Consider the following 16,759-nt stretch of genomic DNA (forward strand, 5'->3'; position numbering starts at 1 on the left):
TTCATCTTGCCAGAAATGGCCGCTCCTTTCTCATCTATTTTGCGCTTCTCGCAATAAAATTACTCTCCGGTGTTTCGTTTTGCAAGAACCTCAAATGATATTAATAATTGTTTGTGACGTGCTGGTGACTTCGGTGTAAATCACCAAATTACATGTCAATTAGTGTGTCATTTTTCTGTCTTCAAATTGCATTTAAAACTAACGCACGACGAATGTTGAAATTAGTGTGGCGTAAAAAACCGCTCTTGCATAGATTCTAAGCCGGTAGTCTTCAGCACCTCAGCCAAGCGTTCGGCAGGACGTTTAGCCGGTAAGCCTTTGTACTCAGCAATGATCAGTTCATTCTTCATTGAATGCTCCCAACCAACCAGCTCGGTTACTCTAACCTGATAGCCATGCGCTTCTAATTGCAGACACCGTAGCACGTTAGTGATTTGGCTACCAAATTCACGCGTATGAATCGGGTGGCGCCACATCTCTGATAAAGGATTGTCGCGTACAGCATCACCCTTATGTTTGCGCAGCTCTGCCGCCACTTCTGCCTGACAGCAAGGCACTAACACCATAAATTTTGCCTTCTTTTTTAATGCAAATTGAATCGCATCATCCGTCGCCGTATTACAAGCGTGCAGCGCAGTAACAATATCAATTTGATCGGGCAACTGGGCAGAAGTAATGGAGTCAGCGACAGATAAATTTAAGAATGACATACCGGGAAAATCTAGTCTAGTGGCCAGCTCGACAGACTTTTGTACTAATTCATCACGAGTCTCTATGCCGTAAATACGGGACTGATTTTGACTTGCCGTAGCTTTAAAAAACAGGTCATACAAAATAAAACCAAGATACGATTTACCCGCACCATGATCGACCAGAGTGAGGTCGCTATGATTTTCGCGTAATTGCTGCAACAAGGGCTCGATAAATTGGTACAGATGATAGACCTGCTTTAACTTGCGCCGGCTATCTTGATTCATCTTGCCGTCACGCGTGAGGATGTGCAATTCTTTGAGTAATTCTATCGATTGTCCTGGGCGAATTTCATGATGCTGTTCTGGCTTTGACTTTGATTTTTGTTCCGTTTTGAGCTTGCCGCTATTCTGTTTTTGCTTCATCAGACGTCCTTTACTGAATTACGGAATAATTCTATTTAATGCGATTTTTAAATCATGATTGTCGCTTACGATTCGGTGAACACATGATTTAAAAATAGGATAAGTGTGCGTGGCGATGCATCAAGTATAGACACTTCTCGTCGCCGAAAAAAAAAAGGACTCAGGCTTTCACCTGAGTCCTTTTATTCTTAAAACTTTGGTAGGCCGTGCGGGATTCGAACCTGCGACCAACGGATTAAAAGTCCGCTGCTCTACCAGCTGAGCTAACGACCCAAAGACTTGCGCTTTATAAACATAAAATGCATGCAGAAAACAAAACTAATCCACACCAGACATCATGTTTATAAATAAAAAAGACTTAGATTTTCATCTAAGTCTTCCGAATTTCGTGGTAGGCCGTGCGGGATTCGAACCTGCGACCAACGGATTAAAAGTCCGCTGCTCTACCAGCTGAGCTAACGACCCGAAAGAACGAAATTATAGTATGTTCCAATACCGCTGTCAACGAGCTTGCTGGATTTTTTCCAGCGAAGCAGTATTCTCTCGGGAGTTAGTCTTATTTTGTGGCGGCCAAGCGACTCTTTGCTGCCTGTGCGGCTTCAGTTTCCGGGTACTGTGCAATCACTGCCTCCAGTGTTTTTTTGCTTCCTGATTTGTCTTTTAATTCCAGCTGACAAGCAGAGATATTCAACATCGCATCTGGTGCTTTTGGATGATCAGGATAATTTCTAACCAAAACCTGCAGAGATGAAATCGTATTCTTGCAATCACGCTGTGCATACCAGGAATTACCCAACCAATATTGCGCAGATCCGGCAAAAGCCGATTGCGGATAGTTCACATTGAAGGCTGTAAATGCAGCACTTGCATTTTTGTAATCGCCTGCTTTAAATAAAGATAAAGCTGCGTCATAGGCACGTTGCTCATTGATTTCTACCGTCGCCTCTTTGCCATCGACCGTCATTTTCTTTGGCTCTAGTTTGCGAACACGGTTGTCCAGATCGACATAAAAGTCTTGCTGACGGCGCTGAGTATTTGCTAAATCATTGGTCAGCACTTCTATCTGTCCGCGCAATTTTGCGATCTCTGAGCGCAATTGCTCATTTTGGTTCGCCAGATCAAGCGCACTACTTTTATCGGCTTTGGTATCTAACTTCGTATCGAGTTTGTTACTTACCTCATCCACTTTAGAACGCAAATCTAAAATTGCTTTACGTGCTTCATCGTCATCAAAGATACCCGCCGCTGCAACTGATGGCAGCATTGGTGTCAACATCATGGCGAAGGCAACCGAGCGCGCTGTTTTAGAGAAAGTAAAAAATTTCATGGGAAGAGTTCAATAAGAATTGATCTTGAAGTGATCCAGCATGCTGGAGGACAAAGAAGAGAATATCATTCGAAGCTTGTCGCTATCGAAGCGTCTCTCAAAATACAGATTGCAGCAATCAATATTTTTAGCGGCAATCTGTATTAATGAGGATAACTTAATACGTATTCAATACGTATTGAATACTTACTGGTAGACGATATCAGAACGGCGGTTTTCTGCCCATGAAGCCTCGTCACTACCCGTTGCTTTTGGCTTCTCTTTACCTAAAGAAACCGCCTCTACTTGGGCTTCTGGCACACCTAACAAAGCCAGAGCTTTACGCACTGCTTCTGCACGTTTTTGTCCCAAAGCCAGATTGTATTCACGACCACCGCGTTCATCCGTATTACCTTGGATTAAAATTTTACGAGCTCTATTGCCGACCAGATATTTAGCATGGGCTTCGACTAAAGATTTGAACTCATCTTTAACCACATAGCTATCATAGTCAAAATACACACTACGTTTCGCCAACACGCCTTGCGGGTCGTTTAAAGGGTCAACAGAAACGACTTCAACTGGTTTAACAGTGCGGGTGTTGTCTTCTACTGGTTTATTCATTGCAGACTTATCTTCAACGACAGGTGGCTTCTCGTCCAATTTAACTGGCGTACTACAAGCTGAGATAAGAGCGACGCTGGTCAACAGCAAAGCCAGAGTTTTAGAATTAATTGCTGAGCGCATGTATTTCTCCTTTTTTTAAAAACTAAATAAAGCAAATGAATTAAACAGACTTCAAAATTTGACCATTACTTCATAAAAGGCCCCCATGTGGGTTCCCGAACATCTCCAGCTTGCAAGGTCAATTTTTGCTTCACTCTGCCGTCGACCGATACTACCGCCAATGTGCCGCGACGACCAGACTCAGTAGCGTACATAATATATTTACCGTTAGGTGAAAAGCTTGGTGATTCATCTTTAACGGTATCCGATAAGCGCTGTTCTTGGCCGCTGGCAATATCCAGTGAATACAACTGGAATTTGCCATCACGGCGAGAAATATACGCCAGTGTTTTTCCGTCAGGTGAAATCCTCGGCGTGATGTTATAGCTGCCGTTAAAAGTGACGCGCTTTGCCTCACCGCCAGTCACGCCCATGCGATAAATTTGAGGTCCGCCGCTACGGTCGCTTAGCAAATAAATGCTTTGTCCATCGGCAGAAAATTGTGGCTCAGTGTCTATGCCGCTGGTTTGAGTCAGGCGCTGCAAACCCGTGCCATTGGCGTTGACGGTATATACCTGAGTCAAACCATCGCGCGACAAGGCTATCGCTAATTTATTACCGTCCGGTGACCATGCAGGTGCTGAGTTGCTGCCTTTGTAGTTCGCAATCACTGTGCGCTCGCGCGTGATCAGATTTTGCACGTAAATGACGGGCTTCTTAGCCTCAAACGACACATAAGCAACCTTGGTGCCGTCAGGCGACCAAGCTGGTGAAATGATAGGTTCATTCGAGCGCAAAGCCACTTGTGTGCCGTCTCCATCTGCATCGGCAACTTCCAGGCGATATTCCTTACCGGACTTGGTCACATAAGCAATACGGGTTGAGAATACGCCACGCACGCCGATTAATTTTTCATAAATATCATCGGCGATTTTGTGCGCAGTCACCCGGGTATTCGCTGAGGACGTTGCAATGGCAAGGCCAGATAATGTGGATGACTTAATCGTATCCAATAATTTGTAACGCACGTCAAAACGACCATCGCTGAGTTTTTGTACGCTGCCAACGACTAAGGCTTCGGCTCCGCGTGATTTCCAGTCATCGAAATTGACGGCGGTTGTCTCGGTAATGACGCTACCAGTATCAATAATTTTGAAATAACCGCTGCGGGTTAAATCGTCTTTGACGATAGCAGTAATTTGCTGCGGTGTCAGAGCCTCATCAGCAAAGCTCGCAATCGCAACCGGGATTTGGGTGGAACCAACGCCAGATACCTCGACCCTAAGCTGAGCCTGCACCACACTGGTTATCAATAATGTGCTCGCTGAGAACACTTTAATCAAGGAAACTATCTTCAATTTACTCTTTCATTTTATAACTGAGGACAATACTGGTAGGGACATCGCCAGATTTATCACGTGGGAAAGGTGCTGACTTTTCTATCCCTTTTTCTACCGCTTCATCAAAACCAGGTGCGCCAGAAGATTTTAATTTACGCACCGGGCCACGCAAAGAACCATCTGGTAACAAATCAATTCTATATTCTACTGTGGGGTTGGTATTTGAATTATCAACTGCGTTGAATACCGTATTTTGTCTTACCTTGGAAGCAATACGAGCTGCATAACTTGGATCGCCACGATTATTGCCGGTGGATTTAGGCGCATCGCCCGTACCACCGGTACCCGTGACTGCCGCTTGCCCATTCAGACGGCGCATATTTTCTTCAAAAACCTTATCGCGGGCGGCTTGTTCTTTATTTTGCTGCGTTTTTGATTGCGCTTTGGAATCGGCTAGTTTTTTCTTCTCGGCTTCATCGGCAAGCAATTTATCGGCTTTCTTTTTTTCTTCCGCCAGCTTTTCTTTGGCTTTTTTGAGTGCCAGTTCTTGCTCTTGCTTGAGCTTTGCTTCTTGCAACTCAGCTTTTTTCTGATCTTCTATTTTCTTTTTCTCAACTAGCAGACGCTTTTTTTCTTGGGCTAACGCGATCTCGGGATCGACCACCGGCTCGTCTTTAACGACTGGCGTTGGTGCCACTGGCGGCGCAATTTTCTCAGGCTCTGGCTGTACTTCTTCCTCTGGAATTGGCTTGGGCGCGGCCTGTCTTGTGGTCATATCCCAAACCTCTGCTTCTACCGCAGTGGTTTCTTTATTTTGCCATTGAACGCCTACCCACAAAAAGGCAATCAACACGACATTCACCAAAGCAGCCAGGGTAAAAGAGCGCCACTGACCAGCCTCACGGGGGAAATCACGAGTTGAAGAATGCGTAGGGCCGTTCGGAGAAAATTCTTTCATGACTTTATATGATGCTTCTATCGCTGCTTAGTTCCGTTTATTTTCCGTCTAAAAGCTGGCTGAGGCCGTCTTTCTTTAGAAAAATATACGATGAATAAAATTATAATCGGCATTCCGATCCAAACCGATTCAAATCATCTTTGCTGGTTTAACAAAGAAGTCCTATCAAATCGGCACTAAAAACATAAGGTTCAATTCTTATTTCTGGCAAGTTTAAAGAAGAGAAAGTAAATATACTCCCCATTTTATTTTTAATAACTGCCTTATTGCCCAATGATTCTATGGACAATTTAAATATACCTACCTGGAGTATTTAACTTACTATCCTGACTCTGCATCCTAATTAAATGAAAACGTATAGTAAGCGTCAATCGACGAATCAGTACCAGTGCGGCCAATAATGCTGACTCTTCGGGTCAGTTGCCAACTTAATTTAATCGCGCCGCTGGCGTCCGACAAGCCGCGCTCAACCGACAATACCATGCCAGGCGCTAAGCGCTTACCGACCGAAACGACCTGATCGCCAGAGGTAGCTCCGCTAGTCGATGTGGTGCCAGCTACGGTTTGGCTAGGTAATTTAGAGCCATTGCTAGTATCCGCAGTGCCTAGGGAAAATTCATCAAAACCTAAGCCTTGTACGATGTCCCTTGGAACATTGCGGCTACCATCGCCGCCAAAAATTGCACTGGCTGCCGACATCAGCAAAGACGCGTCATTACCTGCAATTTGGTCGGAGCCTCGTCCCAATACTAGCCAGGATAATTTTTCTGCATCGGGTACGGTGGGCTCAGAAACCAGCCGGACTTGCGGCGCAGCAACTGTACCAACAACTTCTACGCCGGCTTCTACCGCCAAACCCAGGCGCAAGGCACGGATATTCAAGCCCGGATTAGCTGGCGGACCTTGAAAGTTTAAGATCCCCCGCTCTATCGCCAATTGTTGCCCGTAACCTTCATAAGCACCACCGACAGTGCTGATCGAACCGCTGGCTTGCACCGGATTGCCATCGGAGGAACGTAAGCGGATGCTACCCGCCAACGCCGTATCTAGTCCACGCCCGACAAATACAAAACGTGAGCCCATATCGAAGCTCATATCAAGCCGCGACTTGAGCGCCTTTTTATTGGCATCGTCAGCCGCTTTATTTTGTGCTGCCTTATCTTTGCTGCGAATCACTACCACGTCGCTAGACAAACTTGGCGGCGGCAATTTTGGCAATTTAAAATAGGCACCGTCGGCTCTTATTTTGCCCGTCACATTCCAGACATCTTTAATATTCGCCACACCTAAATCACCGCTCGCAACCAACCATCGGTCATTGCGCTGGAGCAGAGGAAACTGGTTCAGTTGAGCCTGAATATTGCCGGTCTGATTGCGAATATCAATATCACCGCTGGCTTTTAATTCGCCCTTTTGACCAACCCAATTCACATCCTGAAATTTAGAATGGCGCGGCATGACGGACACTACATTAGAAAATTCCAAACTATTTAGGCGAACGCGGTTTTCGTCTATCACCGCCTCTAGACGACCATTCGGTAACAACAAACCCTCCGCCGCAAAAGCGACTTCTAATCCGCTTCCACTAATTTTTGCCTGATAACGCGGCTGGCTAAATTGTCCTGCCAATTGGGCATCGACTTGTAATTGGCCTTTAAGCGCCAGACCAGGATTAATCCATGGCCCCAGCCACTGCACGTCTGGGATATTCGCTTTGATCTGCCCTTCTAACGGCGCATCCGGAGCAATCGCCCATGTCCCGGTTTTTTTACTCAAAGCAGAATTAATACGAGCTTGCCAAGTCCCCAAACGAGCCCCATCAGCGGTCATGGTCAAAGCCATTTTTTCTGCGTCACTACCAACGACCAGACCACCAAACAGCATCTTCATTTGCAGGTCGCGGATACCAAGCGGTATCGCTTTTCCAGTGCCATCCGCATCATTGATACGAACGTCGCCACTCTGGCGCTGCAAGCTGATTTCGCCTTGCAAATGGTCCTTTAACTGTAAATCCCATATGGCATTCAACAGTAAATCGCCATCCACTGCGTACTGCGGTTTAAGCAAGTTAGCCACTGCAATGACGTTCATGGCATTCCATTGCCCTTGCGTTTTTAAACCGTCGGGCGACCACTCCAATTGCTTGAGTACCAGCTTACCAACCACACCCGAAAATTCTGCGGACCCTAAGCAAACCGACTGGCTGGAGGCAACAATACTCATAGGCGCCAGTAATTTGACATCGGGTTTTCCGCTAAGTACAAAACTCAATAATTGTCCCTGCCATTGCGCTACTGAATTGACAGGCGCAGCAACAACGGCCTGGCTAGCTGAGCCAGCAGATTTATTGCTGACTATTTTTGTAGTTTTTCCAACGGTGTTTAAACCGCCCGCAGCAGTCATGCTGACAGATCGTCTGTTATTAAACCGGCTGTTGAGAGCAATATTATGTGACTCACGAGTTCCATTAATGGATAAGCTAATTTGCTCTGCCAGTACCGGTAAACTCTTATCATTTAGCTTATTTGCGACGATAGTTGGGGCAGCGTTTGACCCCCTACTTGTTTCTTTACCTGATGCTGGATTTGCACCTGGATTGGTGCCAGGATTTGCAGCCGAACCATAGGTATAGGTGGTATCAGTAGCATCTGCCTTCATCAAATTACTGCGCACTGTTTGAGCAATGATATTACCGTCAAACATACCTTGTGAACCGCGAGCCAGATCTAGTTTCGCGGTCAAACTATCAATGCTGATTTGCTGACCCGATTGCTGACTGTAGTTTAGATTTTGTCCAATTAAATCGAGCTTACCTGCAGGCTCACTCATTTTCCCCTGCAAGACCAAATTCGCTTTCAGGCTTCCACCCAGATGCGGCACATCCTGAGTGGTCGGGATTAAATGCGATAAGGCATCCAACTCCTGGATATCGATTGCTAATTGCAACTGTCCCTTGTCGCTCCCCCAAGCACCGCTGCCCGTGACACCATTTTTTCCCCAATGCACATCCAGCTTATGCAAAGTCAAGGCCGCATCTTGCTGCCAACGCGCATCAATTGCGCCACTCAGCGCTTGTCCCGCATATTGCCCTTGCAAAGAAGGGAGTTGCACGGACACATCCAGCTTAGGTTGCAATTGTCCCGCGACTGAAAAATCAGCACTGATCTTGCCTGCTGGCGCCGCGATCCAGCGCGAAGGGTCAAAATTCTGAATTACCCCTTTAAAATTAAATGGCTGCGCATTACCGCTCAAGATGATCTCGCCCTGCCCTTGCAAACGAGAATCTACGGCAAGCAGTTCTAGCTTCGCTAACGTAATCTTTGAAATAGTCTGCGTTTTAGTTTGCGCTGTAGTCTTATCTTTAGCCTCAGTCTGACCGCTACTTCCTGGCTGGTAACTCGCATCGACATTTAGACTAGCGCGCGGATCATGCAACTGCGCCTGAAAAGTAATCTGATGATCACCGTCTTTCTGCGCTCTTGTCTGCGCTTGAATATTGCCTTTAATCTGTGTCGGACGAATCCGCGTATCGATCTGCGCCAGATCCACCTCACTCACTTCAAGCCGGGTATCAACGATAGGGAAAGCGCTGGCCGTAAACTGTATTTGTGCAGCGCCGGAGATTTTTCCCTTACCCATCAATTGCAGCAAGGTTTGACTCAACTCAAGACGATCACCCGACCAACGTAAGGCAGAAGTCATCGCGCTGACAGGTATTCCGTTTTTGTCTATCGTGTCTGGTTGCGCATTACTCAGTTTAATCGTACCCGCTAATCCATTGGGGCCAAGTTTGGTATCGGGCTTTAGGTCAGCAGCTACTTTTAATTGTGCATGCGGTGCCTGTGCTGCAAACTCGGCGGGGTCCAGTCCATCAATCGTGGCCTGTAATGAATGCAGTATTTCTGTGGAAAATGGTGCCAGTACTGCTTTAAGTTCACCACTTAATTTAGATACTTTAGATAATTTAGGAAGGGCAGATGCGGAGGTAACTTGGGCAGAATCAACTGGTTTTTCCCTAGCGAATTTATCGCTAACCTTGGCTTTGGCATTGAGAACTAATTCTTGCAAAGAACCAGTCAGACTTCCGGTGATGCCCATACGTGGTATGTGCTGATCGATCTGACCCTGATAATCAAACTGCCCCTGCACTACAAATGGCCGGTGAACAGCGACGGTCGCTTGTGCTTGTACGGTACCAAAATCAGTGGTGACTTTGGCTTGTAACTGATGCTGCTTTTGGTTGGAGATTAATTGCCCTGTTAATCCGGGCAGTGTGGTAACAGGTGTAGTGTGACCATCGGCATATAGCGTGGCAATCGTCAGGCGGCCAATCGCAGCTTGCTGCAAGGCGACTTCAATAACAACATCGAGATCGCCTGGCAATTGTGGTGATGATTTACTCTCCAGGCTTGCAATCGTCAACGCGGCAATCTGTAAACTGCTGATGGATAATTTGCCGTTAGCCAAACTCAATGGATGCCAGTCAAGCTGTATTCCACTTGCTTTAAGATGCAGCGTCTTGGTTTGATACGACAACTCGCCAATCGATACATGATCCGACAAACGTCCACGGACATCGCTTAATTGCAATTCGCCGCCGCTGGCATTTTGTAACCAATTGAGAATAGTACGCGTGCCATGCTGGGTCCAGCTTGCCCATCCTAAAGTCAAACATAGAATAACCAGTAAAGCGCTAAAAATCAGGAAAAAAATCCTAAGCAAACTTCTGCGCTTCGGTACATTAACAGTAGCTAATTCTGCAGCAGTAGCGGGCGCAGCAGACGCAGCAGCAGCGCTAACCACCGGGGGTGAGTTTTTTTCATCAGGATTTGAAGGCGTTTGTGTCATAAGCAAATGCTCATTGTGAGCTTAGAAAAAACGGCTTCAGTAGAATATTTCGCTATCATTAAAATGCGACCGCAATCGAAAAATCCAAACGGAATTTTTTTATGTTTTTGCCGTACGCAAGATCAAGTGCAATCGGACCAGCAGGTGTTTTATACCTTCCGCCAACACCAAAACCTTGTTTAACTTTATAGGTATTCCAATCATCCGCTGCGTCACCGGCATCGATAAAAGCAGCAGCGCCCCAATTCGCCTGAGTCCAGTGTACATACTCGGCACTGGCAACACCCATCACCATGCCGCCAGTCACGCCAGTAGGATGCTGAATACCCAGACTTTGATAGCTATAACCGCGCACCGTGCTGCTGCCACCGGTACGGAATAAATAATCCTCAGGAATACCGTCAATACTTGGTGCCAAGACCTGCCCTATTTCTGCTCTGAGTAACAGGACGTCGCGCTTGGCGACAGGTATCCATTGTTGATATTTGGCATAAGTACGGATAAAGCGCTGATCCGAAATTAAGGCTTTTTCTGAGATAGCAAAATCGAGCTGCAAAATTTGTCCTTTGCGCGGTGCAAAGCTGTCATCTACATCACGCCATGTCCAGCCTACCGAACTGACTAAGGCTTTACTGACCGATTGCGGCTCGCCATCCAGCGCTACCTTTTCACGCGATAAATTCAAACCTAAACGCTGCTCCAGATGCCCACGTGTGCTGGTACGCTTGACACCAATCGCGGTACGAGTCTGATCTAAACCAGCGAGATTAGATTTGTCCAGTAAGACGCCAAAAGAATCTAAAAATTGATTGTCCCGTGGTGGCAAATAAATGTCTGCATAAGCCAGCTGACGCCTTTGCTCTAGGCGGACTGCACTGCGTAAATCCCAAGCTCTGTCGAGCAGATCGCGGTCACGATAAGACACTTCTGTGCGGAAGCCAGTATTGCTGCTGTAACCCACGCCAAACGCCAGATCACGGGGACGGCGCTCAACGACCGACACATCCACCGGCACGCGGTCAGCTTTGCTCGGATCGGGATCAACACTTACTGCCACAGCAGAAAAATAGGCCGAATTTTGCAAAGCTCTCTGGTATTCCAGCAGGCGCGAGCGGGAATAAGGTTCACCTTTTTTGGGAGGCAAATAACGATCAAGCAACCAGGGAGGATAGCGCTGCAAACCCGTAATCACCGGATCGCCAAGAGTAAATGGCGGACCACTGTCGATCTCCACCTTTAAGCTACCGGACTGGCTATCTGCATCTATCGTCGCGTTGCTATTGATGATGCTGGCCGAAGCATAGACATCGGAGCGCAAACTCTCGGTAATATCGGTTTTTGCCTTATCCCACTCTTCATCCCTGAAAACAGATCCCACAGGTAAGCGCCAATCGGCAATCAGCGCCTGGCGACGTTTAACTGCATCTACCTTGCCTTGCTTGGCCGCGTCTTCGAGAGCACCGGAAAATTGCAAATCGACTTGCTGTATTGTAGTTCTGGAGCCGGCATCAATATTGACGCGGATGACATTACTGCTGAGGTTGCTACTGAGGTTGCCAATACCACCACGGAAAAGCGAGCCGCCATTTTGGCCATCTTTTCCGGCATCAAATGTGATGACGGGCGAAAAGTATCCCTCTGTCGCCAATATATTGCCGATATCCTGACGCAATTTTCGGATCAGCGTTGGTGTGACGTTTTGCGAATCGGTATCTGACGATAATTCTGGGATATGTTGCGTCAACAGAGCCAGCCAATCACCTTTAGCAACACCTATCTGGAAACGACGTAAATTCGATTTCGCTACAACAATCTCTTCTTCCGCATCGGGCGCGATCTTCGTATCGGTGGTGGACGCTAGTGTTGATGTTGGAATTTCTGCTTGTGTTTCTGCTTGTGCTTCCGCCGGTGTTCCTGTCGACGCTGCTGCCGAGCTTGGCGCATACATCACGCTTGACACTGGGAGGGCAGGAAGCTCGGCAGACGGCGCCTCGGCGTGACAAAAATTTGTCACGCCTATAAATGCTACCAATAAGAATACTGGTTGCAGACGCATCACTTGGTCGCCAAACCAACCCGATTAATACCAAGCTTTTTGGCTTCGGAAATAACTTGAATAATCTCGTCGTATTTCATTTCTTTATCAGCCGATACAAGTACGGCCAAATCGGGTTTTGCCGTATGATATTCGCTCAACTTTTGCATTAACTGGGCACGATTGGCAGCGGTTTCTTTGGCCTCTTGCTGGTTGTTACCATTGCCAGTTTTTCCGTTAGCGCCTTTGGTATTGATACTGATCACATATTTGTTAGTGTCTAGCGTTACCTCAATATATTCAGACGGCGGCTGGGTTGATTGTCCGGCAGTCGGCAAATTGATGACGCTGGGATTGGTCATCGGAGCAGCCACCATAAAAATAATCAGCAGTACCAACATCACGTCGATATAAGGCACGACATTGATTTCTGCTTTGAATTTGCGTTTACGTTCGCCACGCAGAGAACTCATACAATTTAACGAGATTGTCTTTGCAAAATATTGGAGAACTCTTCAATAAAAGTTTCAAACCGGATCGCCAGACGATCAATATCATGTGAGTAGCGGTTGTATGCCAGCACTGCAGGGATCGCCGCAAACAGACCAATGGCAGTGGCAATCAGCGCCTCGGCAATACCGGGAGCCACAGCAGCCAGCGTGGCTTGCTGCACATTTGCCAAACCTCGGAAGGCATTCATAATCCCCCACACCGTACCGAACAAACCCACATATGGGGAGACCGAACCGACTGAGGCTAAAAATGATAAGTGGGCTTCCAGATGATCCATCTCGCGCTGATAGGCGGCGCGCATCGCACGACGCGCACCGTCCAGCATTGCAGTCGCATCTAAGCTCGCTTTATTGGCTGATTTGACCTTTTGATATTCGCTCATACCGGCTTCAAAAATACGCTCAAGCGCACCGGTGTTATTGCCACTGTTACGGCGATTGCTCATTGCAGCCTGATACAACTCACCCAAGTTGCCGCCGGACCAGAAATTGCGTTCAAATTCTTCCGTCTGCTTGCGCGCTTTGCTGATCGCAAACATTTTTCTGAAAATATAATTCCAGCTCGTCACTGACACGCCCACCAGCAAGAGCAGTACCAGTTGTACCAAGATAGAGGCTTCGGAAATCAGGGTAAAAAATGAGAGGTCTTGAGTAACATTCATAACATTCATAGTCTATGTGTGTAAGTTAATTATTCGTATGCACACGGTAGTGTACGTTCGCGCAACTGGTGCCTGGCTTTGTAACTTGCTTGGCTGATTGGTTTAGCTAATTCGCTTGACAGTATTCGTTTGACTTTAGCTACCTGAGTTTTGCTGATTTTACTCGCTCAGCTTTGCCAGCACTTCCGCCGGAATCGCACTTGGGCGCACGCTGGCGGTACCCACGCATCCTACTTTAATCGTGCCGGTTGCCAGTAAGCGATCACCGCACCAGGCTTCTTGCACGAACTGGACTGAGGCGCGCCCCAACCTTTCGACCACAACGGTGAGTTTGAGTTCATCATCCAGTCTGGCGGGTGAATGATACTCGACTGCCGTGCCTTTGACGACAAACATGACTTGGTGCTGCGTAGTCATGATTTGCTGGCTGATACCGGCCGCGCGCAACCACTCGGTTCTGGCGCGCTCAAAAAACTTTAGATAATTGGCATAGAAGACGATGCCGCCCGCATCGGTGTCTTCATAGTACACGCGTACAAACCAGTTGAATTCTTTAGCCATAATTTAGCAATAAATAAGGTAGAAATTGGGGAGTATCCCCATTTTATATACTTAGTGCCCAGAGATTACCTGGACACTTTAAAATACCCTATCCAGTATAAAATTTCAACCTAGGCCACTATATGCGGGATTTTACGCCGGATTACGCTTGATATTGAAAGCGCCGAAACCCTGGCAAGTCGGCATCATTTCTATGTAATTGATGTTGATATGCTTGGGCAATGTCGCAATCCAATAAGCAGATTCCGCAATATCAACTGCCGTCAATGGGACAGTGCCTTCGTACACTTTGGCCGCTGCCTCATCATTCCCTTTGAAGCGGACATTAGAGAATTCGGTACCGCCGCATAAGCCTGGCGCAATATTGGTTGCCCGCACGCCAGTGCCAACCAGATCGGCGCGCAGGTTAAGCGTAAATTGATCAACAAATGCCTTGGTTGCGCCATACACATTGCCGCCCGGATAGGGCGTAGAACCAGCGATGGAACCGATATTAATCACCAGACCGCTGCCACGCTCCACCATCGCAGGCAAAATAGCGCGGGTCATTCTGACTAATCCCTTAGTATTAGTATCGATCATGGTTTCCCAGTCATCCAGATTGGCTAAGTGTGCTGGCTCTGTGCCCAGCGCCAGTCCGGCATTATTGATGAGCACATCGATTTCTTTCCATTCTGCGGGTAACTGCGCCAGCGCCGCGCTGATGGATGCTTTGTCAGTGACATCCATCTTGATAGGTAACAAGGCCGCACCCAGCTCAGCCTGCAAGGCGTCCAGACGATCCGTGCGGCGGGCGGCAGCAATCACTTTATGACCATTCGACGCGAACTTACGCGCCATCTCTTCGCCAAAACCTGAACTTGCACCGGTGATTAAAACGATCATGATTTCCTCTTAGTTTGATGTGATTTTGGATGTGATACTGGATTTGATGCTGATGATGTGACTAATTTTTTGCATGGCGAACATCGTCGCGAAAACGCCTGCCGTCATTCTATGCGGTTTTTCTACAATCGTTATGCCTGAGCTTGTGACGCCTTGTAACCTCCAATGGGCAAACACCTTCAATTTATTTAACGCGAAGTATTCATCAGACTAAAATACCGTTATTCGGCAAATCGCATCCAAATCTTGCTCAAAAATGGGGCTTGGCGTAAAATTTGGGCACCATTTCGTCTCACGTGACTGGCGAAAATGTCTTAAACGCAGCAGTTTGCTCAATTAGCAACAAACGCTGCGCTTGACGACAAAGATGGAGATCCATCGGGAAGCGTGAGATTTCAATAGCCGTGCGCCTGGGTAGCCTGATATGGACATAGCGATTTAGGCTGCCCGTTCCCTTTTCAGGGCACCAGATCATCTGCAATTACCTTCTAATTAAACAGGAAGCTTGTCATGTTCGCAAAAACTCACACCCTCGCCAATACCGATCCAGAATTGTTTGCCGTGATTCAACAAGAGAATCACCGCCAGCAAGAACATATTGAATTGATCGCCTCAGAAAACTATACCTCGCCAGCAGTGATGGAAGCCCAGGGCTCGCAACTCACTAACAAATACGCTGAAGGCTACCCGGGCAAGCGCTACTACGGCGGTTGCGAATATGTGGACGTGGTTGAGCAAATGGCGATTGATCGCCTGAAAGAATTATTCGGCGCGAACTTCGCTAACGTCCAACCTAATTCCGGCTCCCAAGCGAACCAAGGCGTGTTCTTCGCGTTGTTAAATCCGGGCGATACCATCATGGGTATGAGTCTGGCAGAAGGCGGACATCTGACCCACGGCATGCCTCTCAACATGTCAGGCAAATGGTTTAACGTGGTCTCTTACGGCCTGAACGCCGCTGAAGACATCGATTACGATGCGATGGAAAAACTCGCGCGCGAAGCCAAACCAAAAATCATCATCGCTGGCGCATCCGCATTTTCTCTGCGCATCGACTTTGAACGCTTCAGCAAAATCGCCAAAGAAATCGGCGCCTACTTTATGGTCGATATGGCGCACTATGCCGGCCTGATCGCGGCAGGCGTTTATCCTAACCCTATGCCATTCGCCGACGTAGTAACTTCCACCACGCACAAGAGTCTGCGCGGCCCTCGCGGCGGGATTATTTTGTCGAATGATGAAGCGATTGCCAAAAAGATCAATTCAGCGATTTTCCCCGGCATCCAAGGCGGCCCATTGATGCACGTGATCGCAGGCAAAGCAGTGGCGTTCAAAGAAGCACTGACGCCAGAGTTCAAAGCCTACCAGCAACAAGTCGTCAAAAATGCCGCTGCACTGGCACAAACCCTGACTGAACGTGGTCTACGCATCGTCTCCGGCCGTACAGAATCGCATGTGATGCTGGTTGATTTACGCCCTAAAGGTTTGACAGGCAAAGAAGCAGAAGCCATCCTCGGCTCCGCCCATATGACCTGCAACAAAAACGGCATTCCTAACGATCCGCAAAAACCGATGATCACCTCCGGTATCCGCCTGGGCAGCCCGGCATTTACTACACGTGGTTTTAAAGAGGCAGAAGCGATCAAAGTCGGCCATCTGATCGCCGATGTGTTGGACAACCCAAATGATGCTGCGACCATAGAGCGCGTTAAAGTCGAAGTCAAGAAACTGACCGATGCCTTCCCTGTATATTCTGCATAAAACGCAGCATAAGTAATCCACCGTAAAATATTAGCGATAGTGTAAATACG

At 47.5% G+C, this 16,759-nt stretch carries 12 protein-coding genes, 2 tRNA genes and 1 riboswitch; of the genes, 1 reads left to right on the top strand and 13 read right to left on the bottom strand.

From position 1 onward, the window contains the following. Positions 1-221: 221 nt before the first annotated feature. From AAKU61_RS17405 to AAKU61_RS17465, 13 genes are all read right to left on the bottom strand, one after another. On the bottom strand, positions 222-1,115 hold the full coding sequence (locus tag AAKU61_RS17405; RefSeq protein WP_354334313.1) for a class I SAM-dependent methyltransferase: 894 nt from the start codon (positions 1,113-1,115) through the stop codon (positions 222-224). 197 nt (positions 1,116-1,312) lie between these two features. Continuing rightward, positions 1,313-1,388 (bottom strand) — tRNA-Lys (locus AAKU61_RS17410). A 116-nt stretch (positions 1,389-1,504) separates the two neighbouring features. Beyond that, positions 1,505-1,580, bottom strand: a tRNA-Lys gene (locus AAKU61_RS17415). Between the two features lie 91 nt (positions 1,581-1,671). Beyond that, positions 1,672-2,442, bottom strand: a complete 771-nt coding sequence (ybgF, locus tag AAKU61_RS17420; RefSeq protein ID WP_416200120.1) for a tol-pal system protein YbgF — start codon at positions 2,440-2,442, stop codon at positions 1,672-1,674. A gap of 186 nt (positions 2,443-2,628) precedes the next feature. Next, complete coding sequence (gene pal, locus AAKU61_RS17425) at positions 2,629-3,168, bottom strand: peptidoglycan-associated lipoprotein Pal (protein WP_354334315.1); 540 nt, start codon at positions 3,166-3,168, stop codon at positions 2,629-2,631. Positions 3,169-3,233: 65 nt separating this feature from the next. Then, on the bottom strand, positions 3,234-4,499 hold the full coding sequence (gene tolB / locus AAKU61_RS17430) for a Tol-Pal system beta propeller repeat protein TolB (protein ID WP_354334359.1): 1,266 nt from the start codon (positions 4,497-4,499) through the stop codon (positions 3,234-3,236). Positions 4,500-4,506: 7 nt separating this feature from the next. After that, positions 4,507-5,445 carry a cell envelope integrity protein TolA gene (gene tolA, locus AAKU61_RS17435; protein WP_354334317.1) on the bottom strand — a complete coding sequence of 313 codons (939 nt, stop codon included), beginning with the start codon at positions 5,443-5,445 and terminating at the stop codon, positions 4,507-4,509. Positions 5,446-5,784: 339 nt separating this feature from the next. Next, a complete protein-coding gene (locus AAKU61_RS17440) occupies positions 5,785-10,293 on the bottom strand; it encodes a translocation/assembly module TamB domain-containing protein (protein WP_354334319.1) in 4,509 nt (1,502 codons plus the stop codon). 58 nt (positions 10,294-10,351) lie between these two features. After that, positions 10,352-12,349 carry an autotransporter assembly complex protein TamA gene (locus AAKU61_RS17445; RefSeq protein ID WP_354334320.1) on the bottom strand — a complete coding sequence of 666 codons (1,998 nt, stop codon included), beginning with the start codon at positions 12,347-12,349 and terminating at the stop codon, positions 10,352-10,354. Beyond that, positions 12,349-12,801, bottom strand: coding sequence for an ExbD/TolR family protein (locus AAKU61_RS17450; protein WP_322119898.1), 453 nt, complete (start codon positions 12,799-12,801; stop codon positions 12,349-12,351). Before AAKU61_RS17450 ends, AAKU61_RS17445 begins: the two co-directional genes overlap by 1 nt. Positions 12,802-12,806: 5 nt before the next feature. Next, positions 12,807-13,502, bottom strand: a complete 696-nt coding sequence (tolQ, locus tag AAKU61_RS17455; RefSeq protein ID WP_354334361.1) for a protein TolQ — start codon at positions 13,500-13,502, stop codon at positions 12,807-12,809. 159 nt (positions 13,503-13,661) lie between these two features. After that, entirely contained in the window at positions 13,662-14,063 is a 402-nt protein-coding gene (gene ybgC / locus AAKU61_RS17460) for a tol-pal system-associated acyl-CoA thioesterase (RefSeq protein ID WP_354334323.1), read from the bottom strand. Positions 14,064-14,195: 132 nt separating this feature from the next. After that, entirely contained in the window at positions 14,196-14,948 is a 753-nt protein-coding gene (locus AAKU61_RS17465) for an SDR family NAD(P)-dependent oxidoreductase (protein WP_354334325.1), read from the bottom strand. 286 nt (positions 14,949-15,234) lie between these two features. Then, positions 15,235-15,371, top strand: a riboswitch (ZMP/ZTP riboswitch). Between the two features lie 87 nt (positions 15,372-15,458). Here AAKU61_RS17465 and glyA point away from each other — a divergent pair. Continuing rightward, positions 15,459-16,709, top strand: a complete 1,251-nt coding sequence (gene glyA, locus AAKU61_RS17470) for a serine hydroxymethyltransferase (protein ID WP_354334327.1) — start codon at positions 15,459-15,461, stop codon at positions 16,707-16,709. Positions 16,710-16,759: the final 50 nt, after the last annotated feature.

Origin of the sequence: Undibacterium sp. GrIS 1.2 (assembly GCF_040544435.1) — a bacterium.
Taxonomy (GTDB): Bacteria; Pseudomonadota; Gammaproteobacteria; order Burkholderiales; family Burkholderiaceae_D; genus Undibacterium.

What these genes read in the sequence shown, in the direction of transcription:
- AAKU61_RS17405 (WP_354334313.1), bottom strand. Translation starts at nt 1,115, where the DNA reads ATGAAGCAAAAACAGAATAGCGGCAAGCTCAAAACGGAACAAAAATCA.
- ybgF (WP_416200120.1), bottom strand. Translation starts at nt 2,442, where the DNA reads ATGAAATTTTTTACTTTCTCTAAAACAGCGCGCTCGGTTGCCTTCGCC.
- pal (WP_354334315.1), bottom strand. Translation starts at nt 3,168, where the DNA reads ATGCGCTCAGCAATTAATTCTAAAACTCTGGCTTTGCTGTTGACCAGC.
- tolA (WP_354334317.1), bottom strand. Translation starts at nt 5,445, where the DNA reads ATGAAAGAATTTTCTCCGAACGGCCCTACGCATTCTTCAACTCGTGAT.
- AAKU61_RS17440 (WP_354334319.1), bottom strand. Translation starts at nt 10,293, where the DNA reads ATGACACAAACGCCTTCAAATCCTGATGAAAAAAACTCACCCCCGGTG.
- AAKU61_RS17445 (WP_354334320.1), bottom strand. Translation starts at nt 12,349, where the DNA reads ATGCGTCTGCAACCAGTATTCTTATTGGTAGCATTTATAGGCGTGACA.
- AAKU61_RS17450 (WP_322119898.1), bottom strand. Translation starts at nt 12,801, where the DNA reads ATGAGTTCTCTGCGTGGCGAACGTAAACGCAAATTCAAAGCAGAAATC.
- tolQ (WP_354334361.1), bottom strand. Translation starts at nt 13,502, where the DNA reads ATGAATGTTACTCAAGACCTCTCATTTTTTACCCTGATTTCCGAAGCC.
- ybgC (WP_354334323.1), bottom strand. Translation starts at nt 14,063, where the DNA reads ATGGCTAAAGAATTCAACTGGTTTGTACGCGTGTACTATGAAGACACC.
- AAKU61_RS17465 (WP_354334325.1), bottom strand. Translation starts at nt 14,948, where the DNA reads ATGATCGTTTTAATCACCGGTGCAAGTTCAGGTTTTGGCGAAGAGATG.
- glyA (WP_354334327.1), top strand. Translation starts at nt 15,459, where the DNA reads ATGTTCGCAAAAACTCACACCCTCGCCAATACCGATCCAGAATTGTTT.